This is a genomic window from Sporanaerobium hydrogeniformans (assembly GCF_002735925.1).
GTDB classification, from domain to species: Bacteria; Bacillota; Clostridia; order Lachnospirales; family Cellulosilyticaceae; genus Sporanaerobium; species Sporanaerobium hydrogeniformans.
Genome location: NZ_PEDL01000004.1, coordinates 16,912 through 37,404, shown reverse-complemented (window position 1 = coordinate 37,404; position 20,493 = coordinate 16,912). Strand labels below are relative to the sequence as shown.

Genomic DNA, 20,493 nt, shown 5'->3' with positions numbered 1-20,493 from the left:
AGGTAGTATGTTAAACTTAGAGACGCTTATATCAGAAGCGGATTTACAAAAGCGTATTAAAGAATTAGGAACAGAAATTACCAAGGATTATGAGGGTAAAGAGATTGTTGTGCTTTGTGTACTTAAAGGCGGCGTTATGTTTATGACAGATTTAGCGAAACATATTGGTGTGCCTATGAAAATGGAATTTATGGTAGTTTCTAGCTATGGCGATGAATACAGAAGTAGTGGCGTAGTTAAAATTCTTAAGGATTTAGATGAGCCAATTGAAGGTAAACATATCCTGATTGTAGAAGATATCATTGACTCAGGGCGAACACTCCAATATCTTAGCAATATTCTAAGTGAAAGAAAGCCTGCAAGTATTAAAATTTGTACATTACTTGACAAAAAAGAAGAACGAGTAAGTGATGTGGAAGTAAGCTATATTGGTTTCCCAATTGGTAATGAATTTGTTATTGGGTATGGATTAGACTATAAGCAATACTATAGAAATCTCCCTTATATAGCTGTAAATAAAGAATAATTGGAAAGGAAAATGGAAGGAGGAAATAGAATTTGAAAAAAAATTTAAAGAGCACCTATTTATGGCTAATTATTGTAGGAGTACTTTTCCTAGCTGTATTTTATGGAACAAGTAGAGATACATCTCAAGCAAGTACATCACTTACTTATAGTCAAGTATTAGATGCTATTCAAAACAAACAAATTGAAAAAATTACAGTCGATATATCAGAAGGTTATGCAAAGATTGTAAGTAAGTCTGGGCAAGTAAGTAATATTGATGTAGTACCTTCTGTATTTACGACATACTACCAAAGCTTACCAGAAGATATACGTGCAAGTTTTATCTTTGAAACCAAGCAGACGCAGCCTAGTTTATTCTTACCTATTATGCAAATTGTACTTATAGTAGGGATGTTTATCTTTATCATGGTCTTTTTTGTACAGCAAATGCAAGGCGGTGGTGGAGGCGGCGGTGGTCGTATCATGTCCTTTGGCAAGAGTAAGGCCAAGATGACCATTGACGAAAAAGGAAATATTACCTTTAAGGATGTAGCAGGCTTAGATGAGGAAAAGGAAGAGGTTGCAGAAATTGTAGATTTCCTTAAAAATCAAAGTCGGTATATCCAAGTAGGTGCTAAAATTCCAAAGGGTGTACTTCTTGTAGGACCTCCAGGAACAGGTAAGACCTTACTTGCTAAAGCAGTAGCAGGAGAAGCAGGAGTCCCTTTCTTTAGCATTTCAGGTTCTGACTTTGTAGAAATGTTTGTAGGTGTGGGTGCTTCTCGTGTAAGAGATTTATTCGAACAAGCTAAGAAAAATGCACCTTGTATTGTATTTATTGATGAAATTGATGCCGTAGGGCGTAAACGTGGTGCTGGTCTTGGGGGAGGTCATGATGAAAGGGAACAAACCCTTAATCAACTCCTTGTAGAAATGGATGGTTTTGGTGCCAATGAAGGTGTTATTGTGTTAGCAGCTACCAACCGTGCAGATGTTTTAGACCCTGCTCTTTTAAGACCAGGACGTTTTGATAGGCAAATTGTTGTAGGTAGACCAGACATTAAAGGACGTTCAGCCATTCTAAAAGTACATGCAAAAGGTAAACCACTTCAAGAAGATGTGGATATTGAAACCATTGCCAGAACAACATCAGGTTTTACTGGTGCAGACCTTGCAAACTTAATGAATGAAGCAGCCCTTCTTACAGCTAGACATAACAAGCGTGCTATTGATATGGAAGAGGTTCAAAAGGCTTTTATTAAAATTACAGTAGGTACAGAAAAGAAGAGTCACATTATTACAGATAAAGAAAAACGTATTACAGCTTATCATGAGATAGGGCATGCTCTTATTCATGAAGTATTAGATTTATTAGACCCTGTTCATAGTATATCTATTATTCCTACAGGTTTTGCAGGTGGTTATACAATGCCTATCCCTAAAGAAGATAGAATGTATATGACAAAGACCAAGATGGTTCAAGAGATTATCTCCTTATTAGGTGGCCGTGCAGCAGAAGAAATCGTATTAGGAGATATCACAACAGGTGCTTCTAATGATATTGAAAGAGCAACTCATATTGCAAGGGATATGATTACCAAATATGGTATGAGTGATCTTGGACCTATTAAGTTTGGGGATGAGCAAGAAGAACCATTTTTAGGCAGAGACTTTAATCATATGCGTAATTATAGTGAAGCTTTGGCAACTGAAATCGATAGAAAAATTGGTGAGCTTATTCATGATTGTTATCTCAAAGCAAAAGAAACTCTTGAAAAGCATATCGATATTCTTCATAAGGCATCAGAAGTTCTAATGAAGAAAGAAAAGCTAACAGGTAAAGAGTTTAGGAAGCTTATGAAAGGTGAAGCAATCGATACTGAAAATGTGGCACAATTTAACCTTTTTGACTTTGAAGATAGAAAAGATGTTAAGCAAAGTGAAGAGGTAGAACAAGTTAAAGAAGAGAGAGAAGAGATTAAGGAAGAAGCTATCTCTCCAGTTATAACTTCGGAAGAGAAAGAAGAATAGAGAGTAAAATAAAAAGCCGAAGTATTTTTCGGCTTTTTATTTTTGAAAAATGAGGTGGCATAGTGGTAAATGAAGTACTAACCCTTCTAAAAAATGCAGAAGATTATTTATCTGGTGAAGAAATGAGTAAGGTATTAGGTGTAACAAGAGCAAGTATATGGAAAACGATTAATAAACTTAAAGAGCAAGGCTATACCATTGAATCAAGCACAAGAAAAGGTTATCGTATAAAAGAGGTTCCTAACATTATAACAAAGTCTGAAGTATTAGAGGAGCTTCATACTCAGTTATTAGGTAGAGAGATTGTTTATTACGAAGAGATAAGCTCGACGAATGAAGAGGCAAAACAGTTAGCTAGAGAGGGTTGTCAAGAAGGACTAGTAGTCATTGCCGATCAGCAATTGTTAGGTAAGGGAAGATTAGGGAGGAACTGGTCTTCTCCAGCAGGAACAGGTATATGGATGTCTTTAGTCTTAAGACCTCCTATCTTACCCCTACAAGCTAGTACCCTCACACTGGTGGCAGGATTAAGCCTATGTGAAGCGATAGAAGCTGTAACAGGCTTAGAAGCCCGTATTAAGTGGCCAAATGATATTGTAGTAAATGGCAAAAAGGTATGTGGTATTTTAACGGAGATGAGTGCAGAGCTAGAAGGTATAAAATATGTGATACTTGGTATAGGTATTAATGTGAATACACCCCATTTTCCAGAGGATTTACCGTATGCATCCTCTCTTTATTTGGAAGGAAAGCAGCAATATATTCGGAAAGATATTTTAAAAGAATTTCTTATGCGGTTTGAAAAAGATTATTTTACTTATCTAGAAGTTCCGACATTTCAAAACTTTATTCAGCGTTATGAAGCTAAGTGCATTACTTTAAATAAAAAGGTAAAGATATTAGCCTCTTCACAAGAGTATGTAGCCTATGCAAAGGCCATTACAGAAGAAGGCATGCTTAAAGTAGTGACGGAGCAAGGTGAAGAAAAAATTATCTTAGCAGGAGAGGTATCTGTAAGAGGATTATATGGGTATGTGGATGAGGAGAAAGAAAAAGGAGTATAATAAATGGGAAAAAAAATATTAATCTCTGTATCACCTTATGTTCAGAAGTATTATTTTAATGAAGAGTTTAAGGGGTTACCTGAAAGCATTAAGGATGAGGTGCGAGCTAAGCTTGCTATCATAGCAGAAAAGGTAAATTGTATTATGACACTTGGTTTTAATGAAGAGGGGGAAATCTTCATTGAAGAGCGCTATGAAGATCCTATGAATTATGATGAGATTGGTGCAGGATTAGAAATTAAGAAACTGCAAACAGAAGAAAAAGAAATGTTCCGTTCTCTCAAACTTTGGTATATGATTTATGCAACACAAAACGGACAGATCGTAAGAGAGATTTTAGTTCTTCAACAAGCAAAGAAAAAAGCAGAAGAGATCATTGACTATATCACGGACAAATATGATGAAAAAGCAGGGGAATTTGCAAGGGAACTATTAGCAGAATAATAGTTTTACTTGAAAAAATAAAAAGTATCCCTTATAATTAAAGCGCTAATTAAATAGTATACTTTTTAAGATTAATAGTTAGAGCTAGCAGACACCTTGAGTGTCTGCTTTTTGAAATGTAAAAGACCCGATAAAAGGCCTAAAAGTGAAAGAAGGAATAAACTATGATACTAGTCATTGATGTAGGTAATAGCAATATTGTACTTGGGGCTATGGAAAATGGAAATTTATTAGGCATCTATAGATTAACAACAAGAATGCCTAGGACTTCTGATGAATATGGTGTAATGATGATTGAACTTTTAAGACAAAAGTCTATTACACCTAAAGATATTGAAGCGGTTATTATTTCATCTGTTGTTCCCGATATTATGTATTCACTTAATAACAGTATTAAAAAATACTTTGATAAGACGCCTCTTGTAGTAGGTAAAGGGCTAAAAACAGGTATAGCTATTCGGACAGATAACCCAAGAGAAGTAGGAGCAGACCGCATTGTAAATGCGGTAGCAAGCTTTGAACTTTATGGGCCACCTTGTATGGTCATTGACTTTGGCACAGCTACAACCTATGATATTGTTAATGAAAAAGGAGAATTTATAGGTGGCATTACTTCACCAGGAATACGTATTAGTGCAGATGCACTATGGCGAAGTGCAGCACAGCTTCCTCATATTGAAATTAAAAAAACTAAGAATATTTTAGACTGTAAGAACACTATAACTAGCATGCAAGCAGGACTTGTTTATGGTTATATTGGACAAGTAGAATATATTGTGAATAAAGTAAAGGAAGAATTAAATGCACCTCATCTAAAGGTTATTGCTACTGGAGGTCTTGCAAGAGTCATTCAAGATGGAACAAATGTAATTGATCATTATGATGGGCTTCTTACTCTAAGAGGGTTAGAGCTTATTTACTATAAAAACAGGTAGGAAAAAAATGAAATTTGGAAATATAACAACCCCCAATAATGTATTTTTAGCACCTATGGCTGGCGTAACAGATTTACCTTTTCGCTTACTATGTAAAGAATTTGGGTGTGGTATGCTCTATTCAGAGATGGTGAGTGCTAAAGGACTTTTTTATGAAAATGAAAAGACAAATAACCTTATTTATATTGATCCTAAGGAACATCCTGTAGGGATACAACTTTCAGGGAGTGACCCACAAATTTTAGCTGAGATGGCTAAGAAGATTGCTGAAAGTGAAGTAGACTTTATAGATATTAATATGGGGTGCCCAGCACCTAAAATTACTAAAAATGGAGAAGGTTCAGCGCATCTTAAAAATCCAGAACGTATCGGTGAAATTGTCTATACAGTGGCGAAAGCTCTTCATAAGCCACTTACAGTTAAAATTCGTAAAGGATTTGATGAAGATTCGATTAATGCCCTTGAAGTTGCTAAAATTATTGAAGAAGCGGGAGCAAGTGCTTTAACCTTACATGGGCGTACTCGAGAACAGTTTTACAGTGGTAAAGCAGATTGGGACATTATAAAAGCTGTTAAAGAAAGCATAAGTATACCGCTTATTGGGAATGGAGATATTAAATCTCCAGAAGATGCGAAGAATATGTTAGATTATACCGGCTGCGATGCAGTTATGATTGGTAGAGGAGCCCAAGGTAATCCATGGCTCTTTAAAAGAACGATTCATTATTTAGAGACAGGGGAAATACTGCCTGAACCGAGTTTTGAAGAACGAGCCGAACTTATTTTGAGGCATGCTAAAATGCTTATAGAATATAAAGGTGAATATACGGGTATTCGTGAAATGCGTTCACATTTAACTGCTTATGTAAAAGGTGTTCATGGTGCTGTAGAATTTAGACGCATGCTTACGAGTGTTGAGTCATATGATGATATACAAAGACTTTTAGAGATGTGTCAGGCGAAGATAAACAGTAGGCTGAAAGGTCATATTTAACAATATAAACTAGGTATAGTATTTAAAGCTTAAGGAAATATATAAGCAAACAGAAGGAATTCCAAAGCTAAGTTGACAATATGTGTTACCTAGGGTATAATTGTGAAATTAAAAAATTTAATGCTCACTAGGTAGCGGCGTTTTAAGGCTAGAAAGATATAAAAAACTTCTATTACGTTTATGAAAGGAAGCAAAGAAATGGCAAGTAAAAAAGTATTACTCACCTATGAGGGGATTCAAACATTAGAGGCAGAACTTGAAAATTTAAAGACCGTACGCCGAGCTGATGTAGCTCAAAAATTAAAGGAAGCCAGAGCACAAGGTGACTTATCTGAAAATGCAGAATATGATGCAGCTAAAGAAGAACAAGCAGAAATTGAAACACGTATTGTAGAATTAGAGACGATGTTGAAAAATGCAATGGTTATAGATAGTGATGAAGATACACATGTAGGTGTTGTAAAGCCAGGGTGTAAAGTAAGGCTATATGACTATACTTTTGAAGAAGAAGTATCTTACTTAATTGTTGGTTCTACAGAAGCAGATCCTGCAAATGGTAAGATTTCTAATGAATCACCAGTAGGAGAAGCACTTTTAAATCGTGCAGTAGGAGAAGAAATTGAAGTAGAGACAACTGATGGGGTAGATAAATATAGAATATTAGATATTACAAACTAATAAAGGAAAATGGCAAAGGAGGAACAACATTGTCTGAGCAAATAGAGAGTCAAAATGGATCAGAAGTGCTACAAAACACAAATGAACTTATTAAGGTAAGATATGATAAGTTAAAGGTTTTACAAGAAAAAGATAAGGATCCTTTTAAAATCACCAAATTTAATGTAACAGCTTATAGTGAAAGTGCAAAAAGTGCATTTGAAGCTTTAGAGTTAACAGGTACTTTAGAAGAACATGAGATGTCAGAACGAACACAACTTTCGGTAGCTGGACGCATCATGGCAAAACGTGATATGGGAAAAGCATCTTTCATTACCATTCAAGACCAAGAAGGACGTATCCAATCCTATGTAAGAAAGGATGAGCTTGGTGAAGAGGATTATGCAGATTTCAAAAAGTATGACATTGGGGATATTATTGGAATAGAAGGCTATATTTTTAGGACACAGAAAGGTGAAATTTCTGTAAGAGCAAAATCAGTTAAGCTTTTGTCGAAAAGCTTACAAATTTTACCTGAAAAATATCATGGTTTAAAAGATACAGAGATGCGTTATCGTCAACGCTATGTAGATCTCATTGTAAATCCAGAAGTAAAAGAAACCTTCTTGAAACGTAGTGCCATTATTCGCTCCATGAGAAACTTCTTAGATTCACAAAACTTTATTGAAGTAGAGACACCTGTTCTCCATTCAATTGCAGGTGGAGCGGCTGCACGTCCATTTGTAACCCATCATAATGCACTTGATATAGATATGTATATGCGTATTGCGCCAGAGCTTAAATTAAAACGTCTCATTGTAGGTGGTTTTGACCGTGTTTATGAAATTGGTCGTGTATTCCGTAATGAAGGGATGTCTATTAGACATAATCCAGAGTTTACAATTATGGAATTATACCAAGCTTATGCTGATTATAACGATATGATGGATATCACAGAAGCTCTTATCCGCAATGCTTCTCATGAGGTAAATGGTACAGGAGTTATTGAGTATGATGGTATTACTATCGATTTAGATAAACCTTTTGAAAGGTTAACAATGGTAGATGCTGTAAAGAAATACGCAGGTGTGGACTTTGATGAAATAACTAGCCTAGAAGCAGCGAGAGCTATTGCTAAGGAAAAACATGTAGCTTTTGAGGAGTATCATATGAAAGGTGATATCTTAAATCTCTTCTTTGAAGAATTTGTAGAAGAGCACCTTATCCAACCTACCTTTATTATGGATCATCCAGTAGAAATTTCACCTCTTTCTAAACGTAAGCCAGAAAATCCTGATTACACAGAGCGATTTGAGTTATTCATTGTAGGTCGTGAGCATGCCAATGCATTCTCAGAACTAAATGATCCTATTGACCAAAGAAGCCGTTTCAAACGTCAAGAAGAACTACGTGCAGCAGGTGACGATGAAGCTTGTGAAATTGATGAAGATTTCTTAACAGCACTTGAATATGGATTACCTCCAACAGGAGGTCTTGGAATTGGTGTAGACCGTATAGTTATGTTACTTACAAATTCAGCGTCTATTAGGGATGTTCTACTCTTCCCAACAATGAAACCTTTGGATAAATAAAACGAGTAAAATTTAATTTAAAATATTGCACTTAGAGGACACTTTTCAAAAAATCTTTTGAAAAGTGTCTTTTTGCGTTGGAGTCAAATAATATTAATCACATTTTATTTTGAAGAGAGAATAATGTTGTGCCAGATTTAAAGTAGGCTTTAAATAATTTATCTATTAATAAAGGTAAAAATAGGAATATAGAAATTGTTTACTTTTATATATAAAACATTGCAAAATAATCTAATAATTCTAAAACATTGTAGAAAAAAGTGGTAAATAGTAGTATAATTATTTAATGATAGTTACAAAAAAGTAAATATAAGGTTTTTGATAAATTATTTAGGAGTATATTTATCACATTTAAGGTACAGCTAGACCTAAAAGGAACAAATATATAGGATAAAAACTATTCTAAGAGGTAGGTGAGAATTTTTATGTACATTAGAAGCTGTCATAAAAAAAAATATTATATTAATAATTACATTGCTAATATTAAATATATTATTAGTACTTCTAGGAATATTTGGGAATATAATCTTAGTAAATGAGGTGTTTGAGAAAAATATAGAAAAAGGAATTTCTAAATCTATAGAAAGTGTCAATTACTTGGATAGCATTATATATATAGGAGAAAATATTGTGAATTTTGTGGAAAGGGATTACCGGTATATGAAAAAGATACCGGACGATTTGCTAACTACAAAAGACCTTGTTGATGATACTTTTAAGATGATTAATGAAAACCCCAATTGTTTTTATAATCTCTATATTGCTTGTAATGGTAAAGTGGTAGGTACTAGGGATGAGAGGTATATAAATAGTAATCCTATTGGAAGAGAATGGTATGATCTTGCCATAAGTAGAGGTGACCTTGTAATAACCAATCCTTATGAGGATATTATTACGAAAGAAAAAGTAATTACGATTTCAAAAAAAATTAAAGATACAAATAATTGTGTTGTTGGGTTAGATATTAAGCAGAGTGAAATCAATTCTATATTAAACCAAATGGTAAGAGAGGAAGAGTCGATTGCGGCTGGATTTATATTAAATAGAGAGGGTGTATTTGTAGGGCATACAAATGAAATATTTATAGGAAAGACTATATTTGATCAAAGTATTGACAAGCAGGAACTCATTGCGCCATACATTGAGGATTTATTAATGAAGGAATCTGGAAAAATTGATTTTGATAACATAGGCTTTCCCTATTCGCTTATTTATCATGAGACAAAGTCCGAATGGCATGTTGTATACGTAGTGGACAAAGCAGTTATGAGTACTGCTACCAATGAATACAGTAAGAGACTTATGATAACCTATATATTGTGTGTAGTTTTATTAAATATAGTTATTCTGGTTTATTATACAAAAAGACAAAAAGCAATCCGATTACAAAAAAGAGCAGAGCATGCAGAAAAAGAACTACGAAAATATAAGGAAGATCTTGAAGTTATGGTGGAAACTAAAACAGAAAAAATCAAGATACAAAGTGAAAAACTAAAAACTCTAAATATAGCTATTATTGATAATCTAGCAGATATCGTAGAATTTAGAGACTTAGAATCTGGGCAACATATTAAAAGAATCAAGAGGTTTACATATATCTTAGCAAAAAAGGTAACAGAGTTATATCCAGAATACAAAATAGATGAAGAAAAAATTGATTTACTCTGTAATGCTTCAGCTCTTCATGATATAGGGAAAATAGGGATTTCCGATAGCATACTTTTAAAACCAGGAAAGCTAACGAAAGAAGAGTTTGAAGAAATGAAAACACATACTATTATCGGAGACAATCTCGTATTGAGGATATTAGAGAATTATGATAAGTATCTTGCAAAAATAGGGCATGAAATATGCAGATATCATCATGAAAGATTTGATGGGAGAGGGTATCCAGACGGTTTGAAAGGCGATGCTATTCCTATATGTGCCCAAATTGTTGGAATAGTTGATGTATATGATGCTTTAATAGAAAAAAGAGTATATAAAGAAGCTTTTAGTCATGAGAGAGCCATTCAGATGATAAATGATGGAGAATGTGGGATTTTTTCACCTAAATTACTTCATTGTTTAAATTTAGTAGAAGATGAATTTTATAATATAAGTAAAATGTATGAATGACTTTTGAAAGCATAAAAGAAAATTCAATTTTACAAATAGCTTCATTAAAGGACAAATTTCCTTAGTGAAGCTATTTTTTTGTAAAATATTTAATGCTTTTTTTACATAGCTTATCTTGAATACGACATAAGAGAATGGGTATAATTTAAAGGTACAGTAATTTAGAAATATTCACAATTACTAATAATAATATTAGGCAGAATAAATAGTCGTATCAGAAAATGATATATGATATAATGTAAAGAGTATGAGTAGGAGTGCTAATACGAATGAAAAAATACAAGGTAAAAACACAAAATAGTTACTATCACTACAAGCAGCATAAAATGTGGATGAGAAGGATTTTTGTTATTGTGGCTGCTTTTGGCATTGTAGGATTAGGTGCAGTGATTGTAAATCAAAAAGATAAGAATGTATTAGCTATTCCTGAAATAAAAGCTGTTTGGCTTTTAGAACAAAAAAAAGAAGCAGAGCCTGTTTACTTAAGTGGTAATCAAGTGAAATACGACCTATATAAAGCACCTGAAATAGTAAGGGGGATTTATATCCCGGCTAGCAAAGTAGATAAGTATGAAGACTATATAGCTCTTGCAAAAAAGACACAAGTGAATGCCTTTGTTATAGATGTAAAAAATGATTATGGCTATTTAACCTTTCCCACAAATAATCCTAAATTACAAGAAAAAGGGTGTGTTTTAAAGGAGCCTCCTATTGAGAACTTACCTAGGGTTATGTCGAGACTTTATGAAGAAGGGATTTATCCTATTGCACGTATTGTGGCATTTAAAGATAGTGTGGTAACAAATAAATATCCAGAATTAGCTATACAAGCAAAAAAAGGAGGTATTTATACAAACAGTGTAGGTGATAAATGGCTTAATCCTTATAATAAGGAAAACTGGGAGTATTTACTTGAGATTAGTAAAGAAGCCATTCATATGGGTTTTAAAGAAATACAATTCGACTATATTCGTTTTCATGAATCCATGAATGAAGAGAGAGTTCAGTTAGAACCTAATATAACTAAAACACAGATTATAACTGAGTTTACTAAATATATGCATGAGCAGTTAAAAGCATATGATGTCTATATTTCAGCGGATGTATTTGGGACAATCATCACGAGTAAGATTGATGCGGAAATTGTAGGGCAAGATTTTAAGGAATTATGTAAATATCTTGATTATATTTGTCCTATGGTCTATCCATCTCACTATGGCCCGGGATGCTTTGGAATAGAGTATCCACATCTTGCTCCATATGATATAATATTAAGGTCTATGGAGATAGCACAAGATGAGATCAATAAAAATGAGAGACAAGATAGAAGGGCGATTATTAGACCTTGGTTACAAGATTTTACCATGTCTAAGCAACAGCCTTATCAGCTTTATGGAGAAAAGCAAATTAAAGCCCAAATTCAAGGGACCTATGATGCAGGTCTTTCAGAGTGGTTATTTTGGAATGCAGCAGGTCAATATACTCTTGGGGGACTAATTGGAGATAAGGAGTGAGGGGATTGGTAGACCAAAAGAAAATTATTCTTATGACAAAACTTGCTATATATGAAAAGAATTATGGAAAAGAAGATAGAAGACGTAATCGCTACTATTTAGAGGATTATATTTATATAAAGAACTTTAAAACACGATTGTCAGTTACATTAGTTGTATTCCTTGTTATAGGTTTTCAGTTATTAAAGCTTTTAGAAGAAGGGATTATTATTCCTACATCTTTAATGGAATTTGTTAAGCTATATATAGCACCCTATAGTTTACCTTGGATAGTAATGATGATTATTTACACCATGATTTCTACGGTGATTTATGGAAAACGTTATGCAAGTACACAGAAAAGGCTTATAGGGTACAGAAATTTGCTTAAAAAATTAACAAACTATGAACAAACGAAGAGAAATGAAGAGGGGGTAGAAGATGAAGGGAAATGAAGCTTTATTTATAATGAGACAAAATGTTATTAAGCTATTTAAGCAGTATGAATATATCCTTTTACCTAGCATAAGGTTTGTAATAGCTGTACTCGCTATTAACTTGCTTATAACTACCATAGGTTATGTGGGACCCCTTAGTAAAATACCATTAGTATTATTTATGGCTCTTTTAGCTACGTTCCTACCTGATAAGTGGATGATTTTAGGCTGCGTTATTATTATACCACTTTTTTTAATAAGCAGTAATTTGATATTAAGTGTGATTGTATTCATCTGTTTATGGGTTATGTATTTACTTTTTATGCGCTTATTTCCTAAAGAAAGTCTCCTAATTATTGGAACGATTTTGTGTTTTAGTATGGGACTTGAAATTTTAGTACCTGTTCTTGCAGCTTTATTTGGAAGTTATGTAAGTATTATAGCTATTTTGTTAGGTGTGATTCTTTGGTTTGTAATGCCTCAGATGGCTATTAGTTTACAAACCTCAGGAACTAGTAAAGGTGAAATGATAGATGTACTAACACGTTTCTTTACTGTAGAAATGAAGGGACTTTTTGCTCATAAAACCATGCTTTGTACAATGGTTATTTTCTTTATAGTGTTTTCTATCATCTATATCATTCGTAGACAAGCTTTAGATTATGCACCTTATATTGCAATTAGCATTGGAGCAGTGATGAATTTAGCAGGTTTTGGCCTGGCTATTTTGTTTTTAGATATGAATGTGGGGATGTTAAGTGTTGTACTTATGACAATTTTAGTAACATTAGTAGCTACAATCTGTCAATTTTTCTCCATTGCTCTAGACTACCAAAGAGCGGAAATTGTGAGCTTTGAGGATGAAGAAAATTATTACCATGTAAAGGTTATACCTAAGATTCAAGTAAGCACAAGTAATACAAGGATAAAAACTATTTATAATACTAAAACAGAAAATAAGGATTATATAGAAGATATTTTAAATAGTAGAGTACATTCTGACAAACAAAAACTATTTGAGCACGAATAAAGAGACCTAGGTCTCTTTATTTTTTAATGAATAAAATGTAATAGATATTTTAAGCTTTTTAAGGAATAATAAATGTATAAAAAATTTTATCTGTCGTAGTCCTGTTACATAAAACATGATATAATAAATGCAGATAGCCTATAATAAAGGAGTTTTGTTACGTGGATGTAATTAAAGAGTTTTTTAATCGAATGGCATTTATAAGTCTTCCCCAAATTGGGATAAGAGACATTTTAGATATTCTAGTAGTTGCTTATTTTCTTTACATTGTTTTAATGTGGATTAAAGATACAAGAACATGGGCCCTTTTAAAAGGTGTTGTAATTATTCTAGTAGTGGCTATTCTCTCTTATGTTTTACAATTACATACCGTATGGTGGATTATATCCAACACCATTACAGTAGGTACAATTGTACTTATTGTAGTGTTTCAACCAGAGCTTCGAAGAGCCCTTGAACAAATTGGTAGAGGGAGAATTTTTAACTCCTTATTAAATGCAGGAGATGCAGATGAGGGAGAGCTCACAGATGATGCGATTAATGGTTTGGCAAAGGCTTGTATGCATATGTCTAAATGTAAAACAGGAGCGCTTATCGTTATAGAGCAAGATACCAAATTAGGTGATGTAGAACGAACAGGCATTCCTATTGATGCAGTCATTACAAGTCAGCTTCTTATTAATATATTTGAAAAAAACACACCACTTCATGATGGTGCAGTGATTGTTCGTAATAATCGGGTATCAGCTGCAACTTGTTTCTTACCCTTATCAGATAGTATGGAAATTAGTAAAGACTTAGGAACTAGACATCGTGCTGCTATAGGTTTATCGGAAGTGACCGATGCTATTGTACTAGTTGTCTCGGAGGAAACGGGTAATGTATCTTATGTGCGTAATGGAAAGATCAAAAGAGGTTTAGATATGGAGCTTATCAAAAAAATCTTAACAGCTACCCGTAAGAAGAAACGTAGTGAAATAAAAATGTCAATATGGAAGGGGAAACGAAAAGATGAATAGAATTTTTACTCATAACCTTTCCTGGAAAATAGGATCTTTAGTTTTGGCGGCTATTTTATGGGTTTTTGTTATTAATAGCCAAAATCCTACTCAACCTCAAGAAATAAGAAATATTCCTATTGTTATAAAAGGCTTAGATGAATTAGAAAGCAAAGGTTTTGTACTTAAAAACCAAGATAAAATAAAAGATCAAAAGTTTAAAGCAGTTATTAGAGGACCTCGCTTGCAAGTAGATAAGGTATTAGCAAACAAATCACTCATTAAAGCAACTTTAGACTTAACACCCTATATCAATGAGTTAACTGTAGATTCAATTATTAATGTAGCAGAATACACAGTAACGGTTTCATTAGAAGGAGTAAGTGTTATTAGTACAGCGCCAGAAGTAACAAGTGTAATACTTGAGAAAGAAAAATCTGTAGAAAAGAAGATTACTTATCGTAAGATAGGTGAACCGAAAAATGGGTATATGGACTTAGCACCTATCATTACCCCTAATACAGTAGTATTAAGTGGTGCACAGTCAGATATTGACAATATTAAAGAGGTAAGTGTAGAAATTAATATTGATAAGTTTTCGCAGGATTATCTTATCGATCGTGTACCTATTAAAGTATACGATGCAGAAGGGAAAGAAATAGCCAATCTTAAAAAATCTGTGCAATTAGTAGATGTAAAACTTCCTATAGGGAAGACTAAGACTGTTCCTTTAGAAGCAACTTTTACAGGTACCTTGCCAACAGACTATGTGCATACAAATACGCTGATTAGTCCAAAGGAAATAACCATTGTAGGTAAAGAAGAACTTGTGGATCAAATTGAAAAGATTGAGTTAAAACCCATTAGTCTAGATAATCTTATACAAACAAGTATTATAAAAACAGAGATTGTCCTACCCAAGGGAATTGAGTACATTGATGCAATTGATAAGCAGGTAGATGTTACCTTGGAAATTAAGAAAGAAAATACCTATCCTTTTGATGTATCTACTACAGGAATGCAAATAGAAGTAATAGGTATGAATGAGACATTAGGGTACGAATTATTAACACATCAGATAAGCATTATTTTAAAAGCAACAGCAGAAGAGTTAGTAACATTTGATACGGCTGGGATTACAGGTAAGTTAGATTTAACTGGATTAGATGAAGGGGATTATACAATCCCCATTGAGTTAACAGTTCCTGAAAACTTCGTGATTATGAATAAGCCCATAAATGTAGATATACGCCTTACTCGTATAGTAGAAGTTTCACAAGAAGAAGCAATAGAAGAAGCTGAATAGTAGAAGGAATAAAAGCAGATAACATGAAGGTGTTATCTGCTTTTTTATTTGAGAACATAGAAATATAAAGTATAAAGATTATTATTAAAGTAAAAAGCAATAAAAATACAGTAATTAAAGTAAAAAACTTGTAAAGTGTATTTAAATATTGTATGATTTAAGTGAAATGTATGAATGGTAGTGGAAAGCATAGAGGAGAAAAGAAGATGGCTAAAAGGGTAACAATGGGGGATATTGCAAAAGTTTTAGATGTGAGTATTGTAACGGTTTCTAAGGCTCTTTCTAATAAAGAAGGGGTGAGTGATGAGGTGCGAGAGCGCATTATTAAAAAAGCCCAAGAGATGGGATATGTTTATAATGGTTCTATTAAACAGGTAGAAAAGTTAGAAAGCTATACTGTGGGTATACTTGTACATGAGAAGTTTATGGATTTGTTAGGAAATAGCTTTTATTGGAAAATTTATCAGAGTATTAGTCGTATTTTAAAGGAATACAATTGCTTTGGGATATTGGAACTTATAGATGAGACATGTGAACACACAAGTAAAATGAGTAAGCTTATTACAGAAAATAAGGTAGATGGAATTATTTTATTAGGGCAAATGGCAGACCACTATATAGAAACTTTATACAGTAGCAACCAGTCTACTATCTTATTAGATTTTTATAATGAGAATCCTAGCTATGATACGATAATCAGTGATAGTTTTTATGGGTCCTATATGCTAACAAATCATTTGATTGCAAACGGTCATCAAGAGATAGCTTATGTAGGGGATATTCATGCTACTAGTAGTATTTTAGATCGCTATTTAGGATATTGCAAAGCGTTAATTGAGCATAATCTTTTACTTAAAGATGAGTATGTTTTAAATGATAGGGATAGGGAAGGTAAATTTATTGATATTTCTTTGCCAAAAAAGCTTCCTACAGCCTTTGTCTGTAACTGTGATGAGGTGGCCTATATCCTTATTAATAAGTTGAAAAGTGAAGGCTATAGTATACCTGAGGACATTTCGGTAGTAGGCTTTGATAATTATCTTATCTCTACTCTTATGGACCCTCCTCTTACAACCGTGCAGGTAAATATTGAAGAAATGGCAAAAGCAGCAGTAAAAGCTATTTTAAGAAAGATAAAGGGAAAAGGGAATGGAGTAGAAAGACGAGTGATTAATAATAATATTATATATAGGGGTTCTGTAAAAAATATAAAATAAGAAGAAAAGACTAAGTATAAGTGTATTAAAACTAATATTTAGTCTTTTTTGTTTTTAAATTTACTTAAAAAATAAAAATTAGGAAAATAATCGAATAAAAACAAATAGGAAGGATAAGGATATTCTTTAGAAGAACTACTAATAAATAACGCAGGATATAAAAATTAGTTATAATAAATTACAAATATATATTAAATTAAATAATTTTATAAAAAATTAGTTTAAATTTATAATTTAATATTGCAATTAATTTGTTGATAATATATAATTAATTTAAGTTAAAAACTAAATTAATTAACTTAAATTACATCGGGGTTAAAGCTAAAAATAGAAAGTATATTTTAAGAAAATAAGGGGGAAAAGAAATGAAAGTAAAAAAGATGTTAGCATGTACATTAGGTACGGCTATATTAAGTACGAGTTTAATAGGATGTGGTGGTAAAAAAGAAGAAGCACCTCAGCAAAGTACAGTACCTCAAACACAAACATCAGCAACAGATAGTAATAAAGAAGAAACAGCAGTACCAACAGATATTTCAGGAGAAATTACAGTCCTTACTAATAGAACAGATATTGTTGATACTGTTTTTGTTGAATATGCTAAGAAATTTAATGAAAAGTATCCTAATGTTAAGGTGAACTATGAAAGTATGACAGATTATGAAGGGGATGTACTTGTTCGTATGAGTACAACAGAATACGGTGATGTATTATTATTACCTACTATGGATGCAAAGCAATATCCAGATTTCTTCTTACCATTAGGAGATCAAGCAGAATTAGAAAAAACTTATAGAACATTAACTAAAGCAAGTTTTAATGGTGTATGCTATGGTATTCCAACTTTTTATGTGACAAATGGTATTGTTTATAATAAAAAAGTATTTGAAAATGCAGGTGTAACAGAACTTCCAACAACGCAAGAAGAATTCTTAGCTGCTATGCAAAAGGTTAAAGATAAAGGTGAAGCTATTCCATACTATACTAATTATAAAGATAGTTGGCCACTTAGCCAGTGGGAAGATCTTAGGAATGCTGTAGCTGGTGATCCTGCATACATGAACAATATTGATGAAGATGATACACCATTTTCATCAGGTAAACCACATTATCAAATCTATAAGCTAATGTATGATTTAGCAAATAAAGGACTTATTGAGCCAGACCCTGTGACAACAAACTGGGAACAATCTAAAAAAGATATGGCTGAAGGTAAAATTGGTGCCATGGTACTTGGTGCTTGGGCTGTTTCTCAAATTAAAGATTTATCAGCTACGCCAGAAGATATTGGCTACATGCCATTCCCACAAGCTGCTCCAGATGGTAAGCTCTATGCACCTATTCAACCTGACTATTGCATGGTTATTAATAAAAACACAAAATATCCAGATGCTGCTAAAGCTTACTTATGGTGGTTTATCAATGAATCAGGCTATGCGACTTCTACAAATAATATATCACAAAAAGTGATAGATCCACTCCCAGAGACACTAAAGCCCTTTGAAGAATTAGGTGTAACATTCTTTACAAATGCACAACCAGCTCCAGAAAAAGAAGGTTTGGCAGAAAGAATTGATAATGCAGCTCAAATTGGTTTCTACCAACCAGATTTTAAGACACGTATCATTGATGCAGCAGTAGGAAATACACAAGAAACCTATGATGATATTATGAATGATTTAAATACAAAATGGCAAAAAGGTAAGAAAGAAGTAGCAGCGCAATAGATTAGTTGCTACTTCCTAGCAAGGGAATGGAATGAATAGCCATTCCCTTTTCAGATTATTTGAAAAAGAGTTTTTATAAATATATTTTTGAAGGACTCTTTAAGAGGGGGATAGAATGAACGTAGGTAGGAATACAGTCAAAGAACCAGTAAAAATAAGTAAAGAGTATAAGGTGAATCAGTTTAAAAAAGGAGTTTTTATTAGTGCCTTTGCTAGTGTACCGGTTGCCTTGCTTATTACTTTTTCTTATATTCCGTTATGTAACATGTTTTATTATAGCTTTACATCATGGGATGGACTAGCAAAAACGAAAAAGCTAATAGGTTTTAGTAATTATATTACTATTTTTTCAAATCCGGAGTATTTTATGGTATTTAAAACATCACTTTATTATTTAGTAGGGGCTTTTATACAGATGGCCATTGCCTTATACTTTGCAACATTATTAACCAATAAAGTGAAGGGAGGTAATTTCTTTAAAGGTATATTATTTTTCCCCAATTTAATCAATGGTGTAGCGATTGGAATGGTATTCTTATGTTTTTTTCAAGTAGGTGGAACCTTAGATATGGTACTTAAAGCTTTGGGACTCCAGGATTGGATACATAAATGGCTAGGTGATAGAAGTATTAATAATATGACGTTGGCAGCTACATCTATATGGCGTTATATGGGGTTTAATATGGTTATCTTTGTAGGAGCTATTCAATCTATATCAAGTGAAATCTACGAAGCAGCAGAATTAGATGGTGCTAATAGGTGGCAACAATTTAGATACATTATTATGCCAAGTATTAAACGTATTATCCAGCTTAATTTGCTTTTGGCGATTAACGGGGCTCTTGCTGTATTTGAGATTCCTTATATTATGACAGATGGTAATAATGGAACAGCTACTTTTGTTATTCAGACAATTGATACAGCTTTTAAGTATAAAAAGGTTGGCTTAGCATCAGCTATGGGAATGGTTTTATTCATAATAGTTATTTTAGTAGCTATTATTCAGACGCTATTTTTAAATGATAAAAGAGAGGAGAGACTATGAATAAATTAAAGAGTAACCCGCTGGGATTTTTATTTATAATCATTAAATATATAAGCTTGATAGTAGGAGCTATTATAACCCTCCTTCCTTTAGCAGTTATTTTTTTAGCCTCCTTTAAAACCAGTGCAGAATATGGGTCAACAGGTATATTGGAGCTACCTGCTAGTTTCTTAAACTTTGAAAATTATATCATAGCCTTTACGAAAGGAAACATGCTAGTAGGTTTTGCGAACACCTTTATCAATGTAAGTATTACTTTATTAGGTTCTATGATTTGTGGAACAATGATTGCATATATTCTTCATCGTTTTCAGTTTGCAGGAAGAAAAGTGATATTAGGATTATTTTTAATTGCTACCTTTATACCAGCTATTACAACGCAAGTAGCAACCTTTCAAATTATGAATTACTTTAAGCTATTTAATACACGTTGGTCTGTTATTTTACTGGGTTTAGGAACAGACATTGTATCAGTATATATATTCCTTCAATTTTTAGATGGTATTTCTTATTCCCTTGATGAATCGGCAATGTTAGAAGGAGCTTCTATGCTTAAAATTTATACACGTATTATTTTACCTCTTTTAAAACCTGCTATTGCTACAGCTGTTATTTTAAAAACAGTGAATCTTTACAATGATTTTTACAGTGCCTTTCTTTATATGCCAAAGCAAAGATTACATGTAGTATCCACAGCTCTTTTTAAATTTAAAGGTCCTTATGGGAGTAATTGGGAAGTTATTAGTGCAGGCGTTGTTGTAATTATTGTTCCTACACTTATTCTATTCCTTGCTCTTCAAAAGTACATTTATAATGGTGTAACAGCAGGTTCTGTAAAGTGAGTATTTGGATTTTAAAATAGAAGGTGGAGATTAGGGGAACTAGAATAATTAGACAA

At 33.0% G+C, this 20,493-nt stretch carries 18 protein-coding genes; all 18 read left to right on the top strand.

The features are described from left to right. The first annotated feature begins 7 nt into the window (after window positions 1-7). The 18 genes from hpt (at window position 8) to CS063_RS05770 (ending at window position 20,437) form a co-directional block, all read left to right on the top strand. Window positions 8-526 carry a hypoxanthine phosphoribosyltransferase gene (gene hpt, locus CS063_RS05855; protein ID WP_099448762.1) on the top strand — a complete coding sequence of 173 codons (519 nt, stop codon included), beginning with the start codon at window positions 8-10 and terminating at the stop codon, window positions 524-526. Between the two features lie 32 nt (window positions 527-558). Continuing rightward, complete coding sequence (gene ftsH, locus CS063_RS05850; RefSeq protein WP_099448761.1) at window positions 559-2,538, top strand: ATP-dependent zinc metalloprotease FtsH; 1,980 nt, start codon at window positions 559-561, stop codon at window positions 2,536-2,538. 62 nt (window positions 2,539-2,600) lie between these two features. Continuing rightward, entirely contained in the window at window positions 2,601-3,602 is a 1,002-nt protein-coding gene (locus tag CS063_RS05845; RefSeq protein WP_099448760.1) for a biotin--[acetyl-CoA-carboxylase] ligase, read from the top strand. A gap of 3 nt (window positions 3,603-3,605) precedes the next feature. Continuing rightward, the gene (locus CS063_RS05840) at window positions 3,606-4,046 is read left to right on the top strand and encodes a DUF6145 family protein (protein WP_099448759.1); all 441 of its coding nucleotides are present in this window, start codon (window positions 3,606-3,608) and stop codon (window positions 4,044-4,046) included. Window positions 4,047-4,210: 164 nt separating this feature from the next. Further along, a complete protein-coding gene (locus CS063_RS05835) occupies window positions 4,211-4,981 on the top strand; it encodes a type III pantothenate kinase (RefSeq protein WP_099448758.1) in 771 nt (256 codons plus the stop codon). A gap of 7 nt (window positions 4,982-4,988) precedes the next feature. Continuing rightward, complete coding sequence (dusB, locus tag CS063_RS05830) at window positions 4,989-5,975, top strand: tRNA dihydrouridine synthase DusB (RefSeq protein ID WP_099448757.1); 987 nt, start codon at window positions 4,989-4,991, stop codon at window positions 5,973-5,975. 198 nt (window positions 5,976-6,173) lie between these two features. Continuing rightward, window positions 6,174-6,653, top strand: a complete 480-nt coding sequence (gene greA / locus CS063_RS05825; RefSeq protein ID WP_099448756.1) for a transcription elongation factor GreA — start codon at window positions 6,174-6,176, stop codon at window positions 6,651-6,653. A 29-nt stretch (window positions 6,654-6,682) separates the two neighbouring features. Next, window positions 6,683-8,224 (top strand): lysine--tRNA ligase, encoded by a 1,542-nt coding sequence (gene lysS, locus CS063_RS05820; protein ID WP_099448755.1) that lies wholly within the window; start codon window positions 6,683-6,685, stop codon window positions 8,222-8,224. 630 nt (window positions 8,225-8,854) lie between these two features. Next, window positions 8,855-10,342: an HD domain-containing phosphohydrolase gene (locus CS063_RS05815; RefSeq protein WP_180270707.1), complete on the top strand. Its 1,488-nt coding sequence runs from the start codon at window positions 8,855-8,857 to the stop codon at window positions 10,340-10,342. A gap of 269 nt (window positions 10,343-10,611) precedes the next feature. Next, window positions 10,612-11,856, top strand: coding sequence for a putative glycoside hydrolase (locus CS063_RS05810; protein WP_099448753.1), 1,245 nt, complete (start codon window positions 10,612-10,614; stop codon window positions 11,854-11,856). After that, a complete protein-coding gene (locus CS063_RS05805) occupies window positions 11,853-12,290 on the top strand; it encodes a hypothetical protein (RefSeq protein ID WP_099448752.1) in 438 nt (145 codons plus the stop codon). The genes CS063_RS05810 and CS063_RS05805 overlap by 4 nt, the downstream gene beginning before the upstream one ends. After that, window positions 12,277-13,302 (top strand): hypothetical protein, encoded by a 1,026-nt coding sequence (locus CS063_RS05800; RefSeq protein WP_099448751.1) that lies wholly within the window; start codon window positions 12,277-12,279, stop codon window positions 13,300-13,302. The genes CS063_RS05805 and CS063_RS05800 overlap by 14 nt, the downstream gene beginning before the upstream one ends. 191 nt (window positions 13,303-13,493) lie before the next feature. Then, window positions 13,494-14,321: a diadenylate cyclase CdaA gene (gene cdaA / locus CS063_RS05795; protein WP_099448910.1), complete on the top strand. Its 828-nt coding sequence runs from the start codon at window positions 13,494-13,496 to the stop codon at window positions 14,319-14,321. Further along, on the top strand, window positions 14,314-15,606 hold the full coding sequence (locus tag CS063_RS05790; protein WP_099448750.1) for a CdaR family protein: 1,293 nt from the start codon (window positions 14,314-14,316) through the stop codon (window positions 15,604-15,606). Before cdaA ends, CS063_RS05790 begins: the two co-directional genes overlap by 8 nt. 206 nt (window positions 15,607-15,812) lie before the next feature. Beyond that, window positions 15,813-16,823, top strand: coding sequence for a LacI family DNA-binding transcriptional regulator (locus CS063_RS05785; protein ID WP_099448749.1), 1,011 nt, complete (start codon window positions 15,813-15,815; stop codon window positions 16,821-16,823). 365 nt (window positions 16,824-17,188) lie between these two features. Continuing rightward, window positions 17,189-18,550 carry an ABC transporter substrate-binding protein gene (locus CS063_RS05780; protein WP_099448748.1) on the top strand — a complete coding sequence of 454 codons (1,362 nt, stop codon included), beginning with the start codon at window positions 17,189-17,191 and terminating at the stop codon, window positions 18,548-18,550. 115 nt (window positions 18,551-18,665) lie between these two features. Further along, window positions 18,666-19,595, top strand: a complete 930-nt coding sequence (locus tag CS063_RS05775) for a carbohydrate ABC transporter permease (RefSeq protein WP_099448747.1) — start codon at window positions 18,666-18,668, stop codon at window positions 19,593-19,595. Then, window positions 19,592-20,437 (top strand): carbohydrate ABC transporter permease, encoded by an 846-nt coding sequence (locus CS063_RS05770; protein WP_099448746.1) that lies wholly within the window; start codon window positions 19,592-19,594, stop codon window positions 20,435-20,437. The genes CS063_RS05775 and CS063_RS05770 overlap by 4 nt, the downstream gene beginning before the upstream one ends. The last annotated feature ends 56 nt before the right edge of the window (window positions 20,438-20,493 follow it).

What these genes read in the sequence shown, in the direction of transcription:
- hpt (WP_099448762.1), top strand. Translation starts at nt 8, where the DNA reads ATGTTAAACTTAGAGACGCTTATATCAGAAGCGGATTTACAAAAGCGT.
- CS063_RS05840 (WP_099448759.1), top strand. Translation starts at nt 3,606, where the DNA reads ATGGGAAAAAAAATATTAATCTCTGTATCACCTTATGTTCAGAAGTAT.
- CS063_RS05835 (WP_099448758.1), top strand. Translation starts at nt 4,211, where the DNA reads ATGATACTAGTCATTGATGTAGGTAATAGCAATATTGTACTTGGGGCT.
- dusB (WP_099448757.1), top strand. Translation starts at nt 4,989, where the DNA reads ATGAAATTTGGAAATATAACAACCCCCAATAATGTATTTTTAGCACCT.
- greA (WP_099448756.1), top strand. Translation starts at nt 6,174, where the DNA reads ATGGCAAGTAAAAAAGTATTACTCACCTATGAGGGGATTCAAACATTA.
- CS063_RS05810 (WP_099448753.1), top strand. Translation starts at nt 10,612, where the DNA reads ATGAAAAAATACAAGGTAAAAACACAAAATAGTTACTATCACTACAAG.
- CS063_RS05800 (WP_099448751.1), top strand. Translation starts at nt 12,277, where the DNA reads ATGAAGGGAAATGAAGCTTTATTTATAATGAGACAAAATGTTATTAAG.
- cdaA (WP_099448910.1), top strand. Translation starts at nt 13,494, where the DNA reads ATGGCATTTATAAGTCTTCCCCAAATTGGGATAAGAGACATTTTAGAT.
- CS063_RS05790 (WP_099448750.1), top strand. Translation starts at nt 14,314, where the DNA reads ATGAATAGAATTTTTACTCATAACCTTTCCTGGAAAATAGGATCTTTA.
- CS063_RS05785 (WP_099448749.1), top strand. Translation starts at nt 15,813, where the DNA reads ATGGCTAAAAGGGTAACAATGGGGGATATTGCAAAAGTTTTAGATGTG.
- CS063_RS05780 (WP_099448748.1), top strand. Translation starts at nt 17,189, where the DNA reads ATGAAAGTAAAAAAGATGTTAGCATGTACATTAGGTACGGCTATATTA.
- CS063_RS05775 (WP_099448747.1), top strand. Translation starts at nt 18,666, where the DNA reads ATGAACGTAGGTAGGAATACAGTCAAAGAACCAGTAAAAATAAGTAAA.
- CS063_RS05770 (WP_099448746.1), top strand. Translation starts at nt 19,592, where the DNA reads ATGAATAAATTAAAGAGTAACCCGCTGGGATTTTTATTTATAATCATT.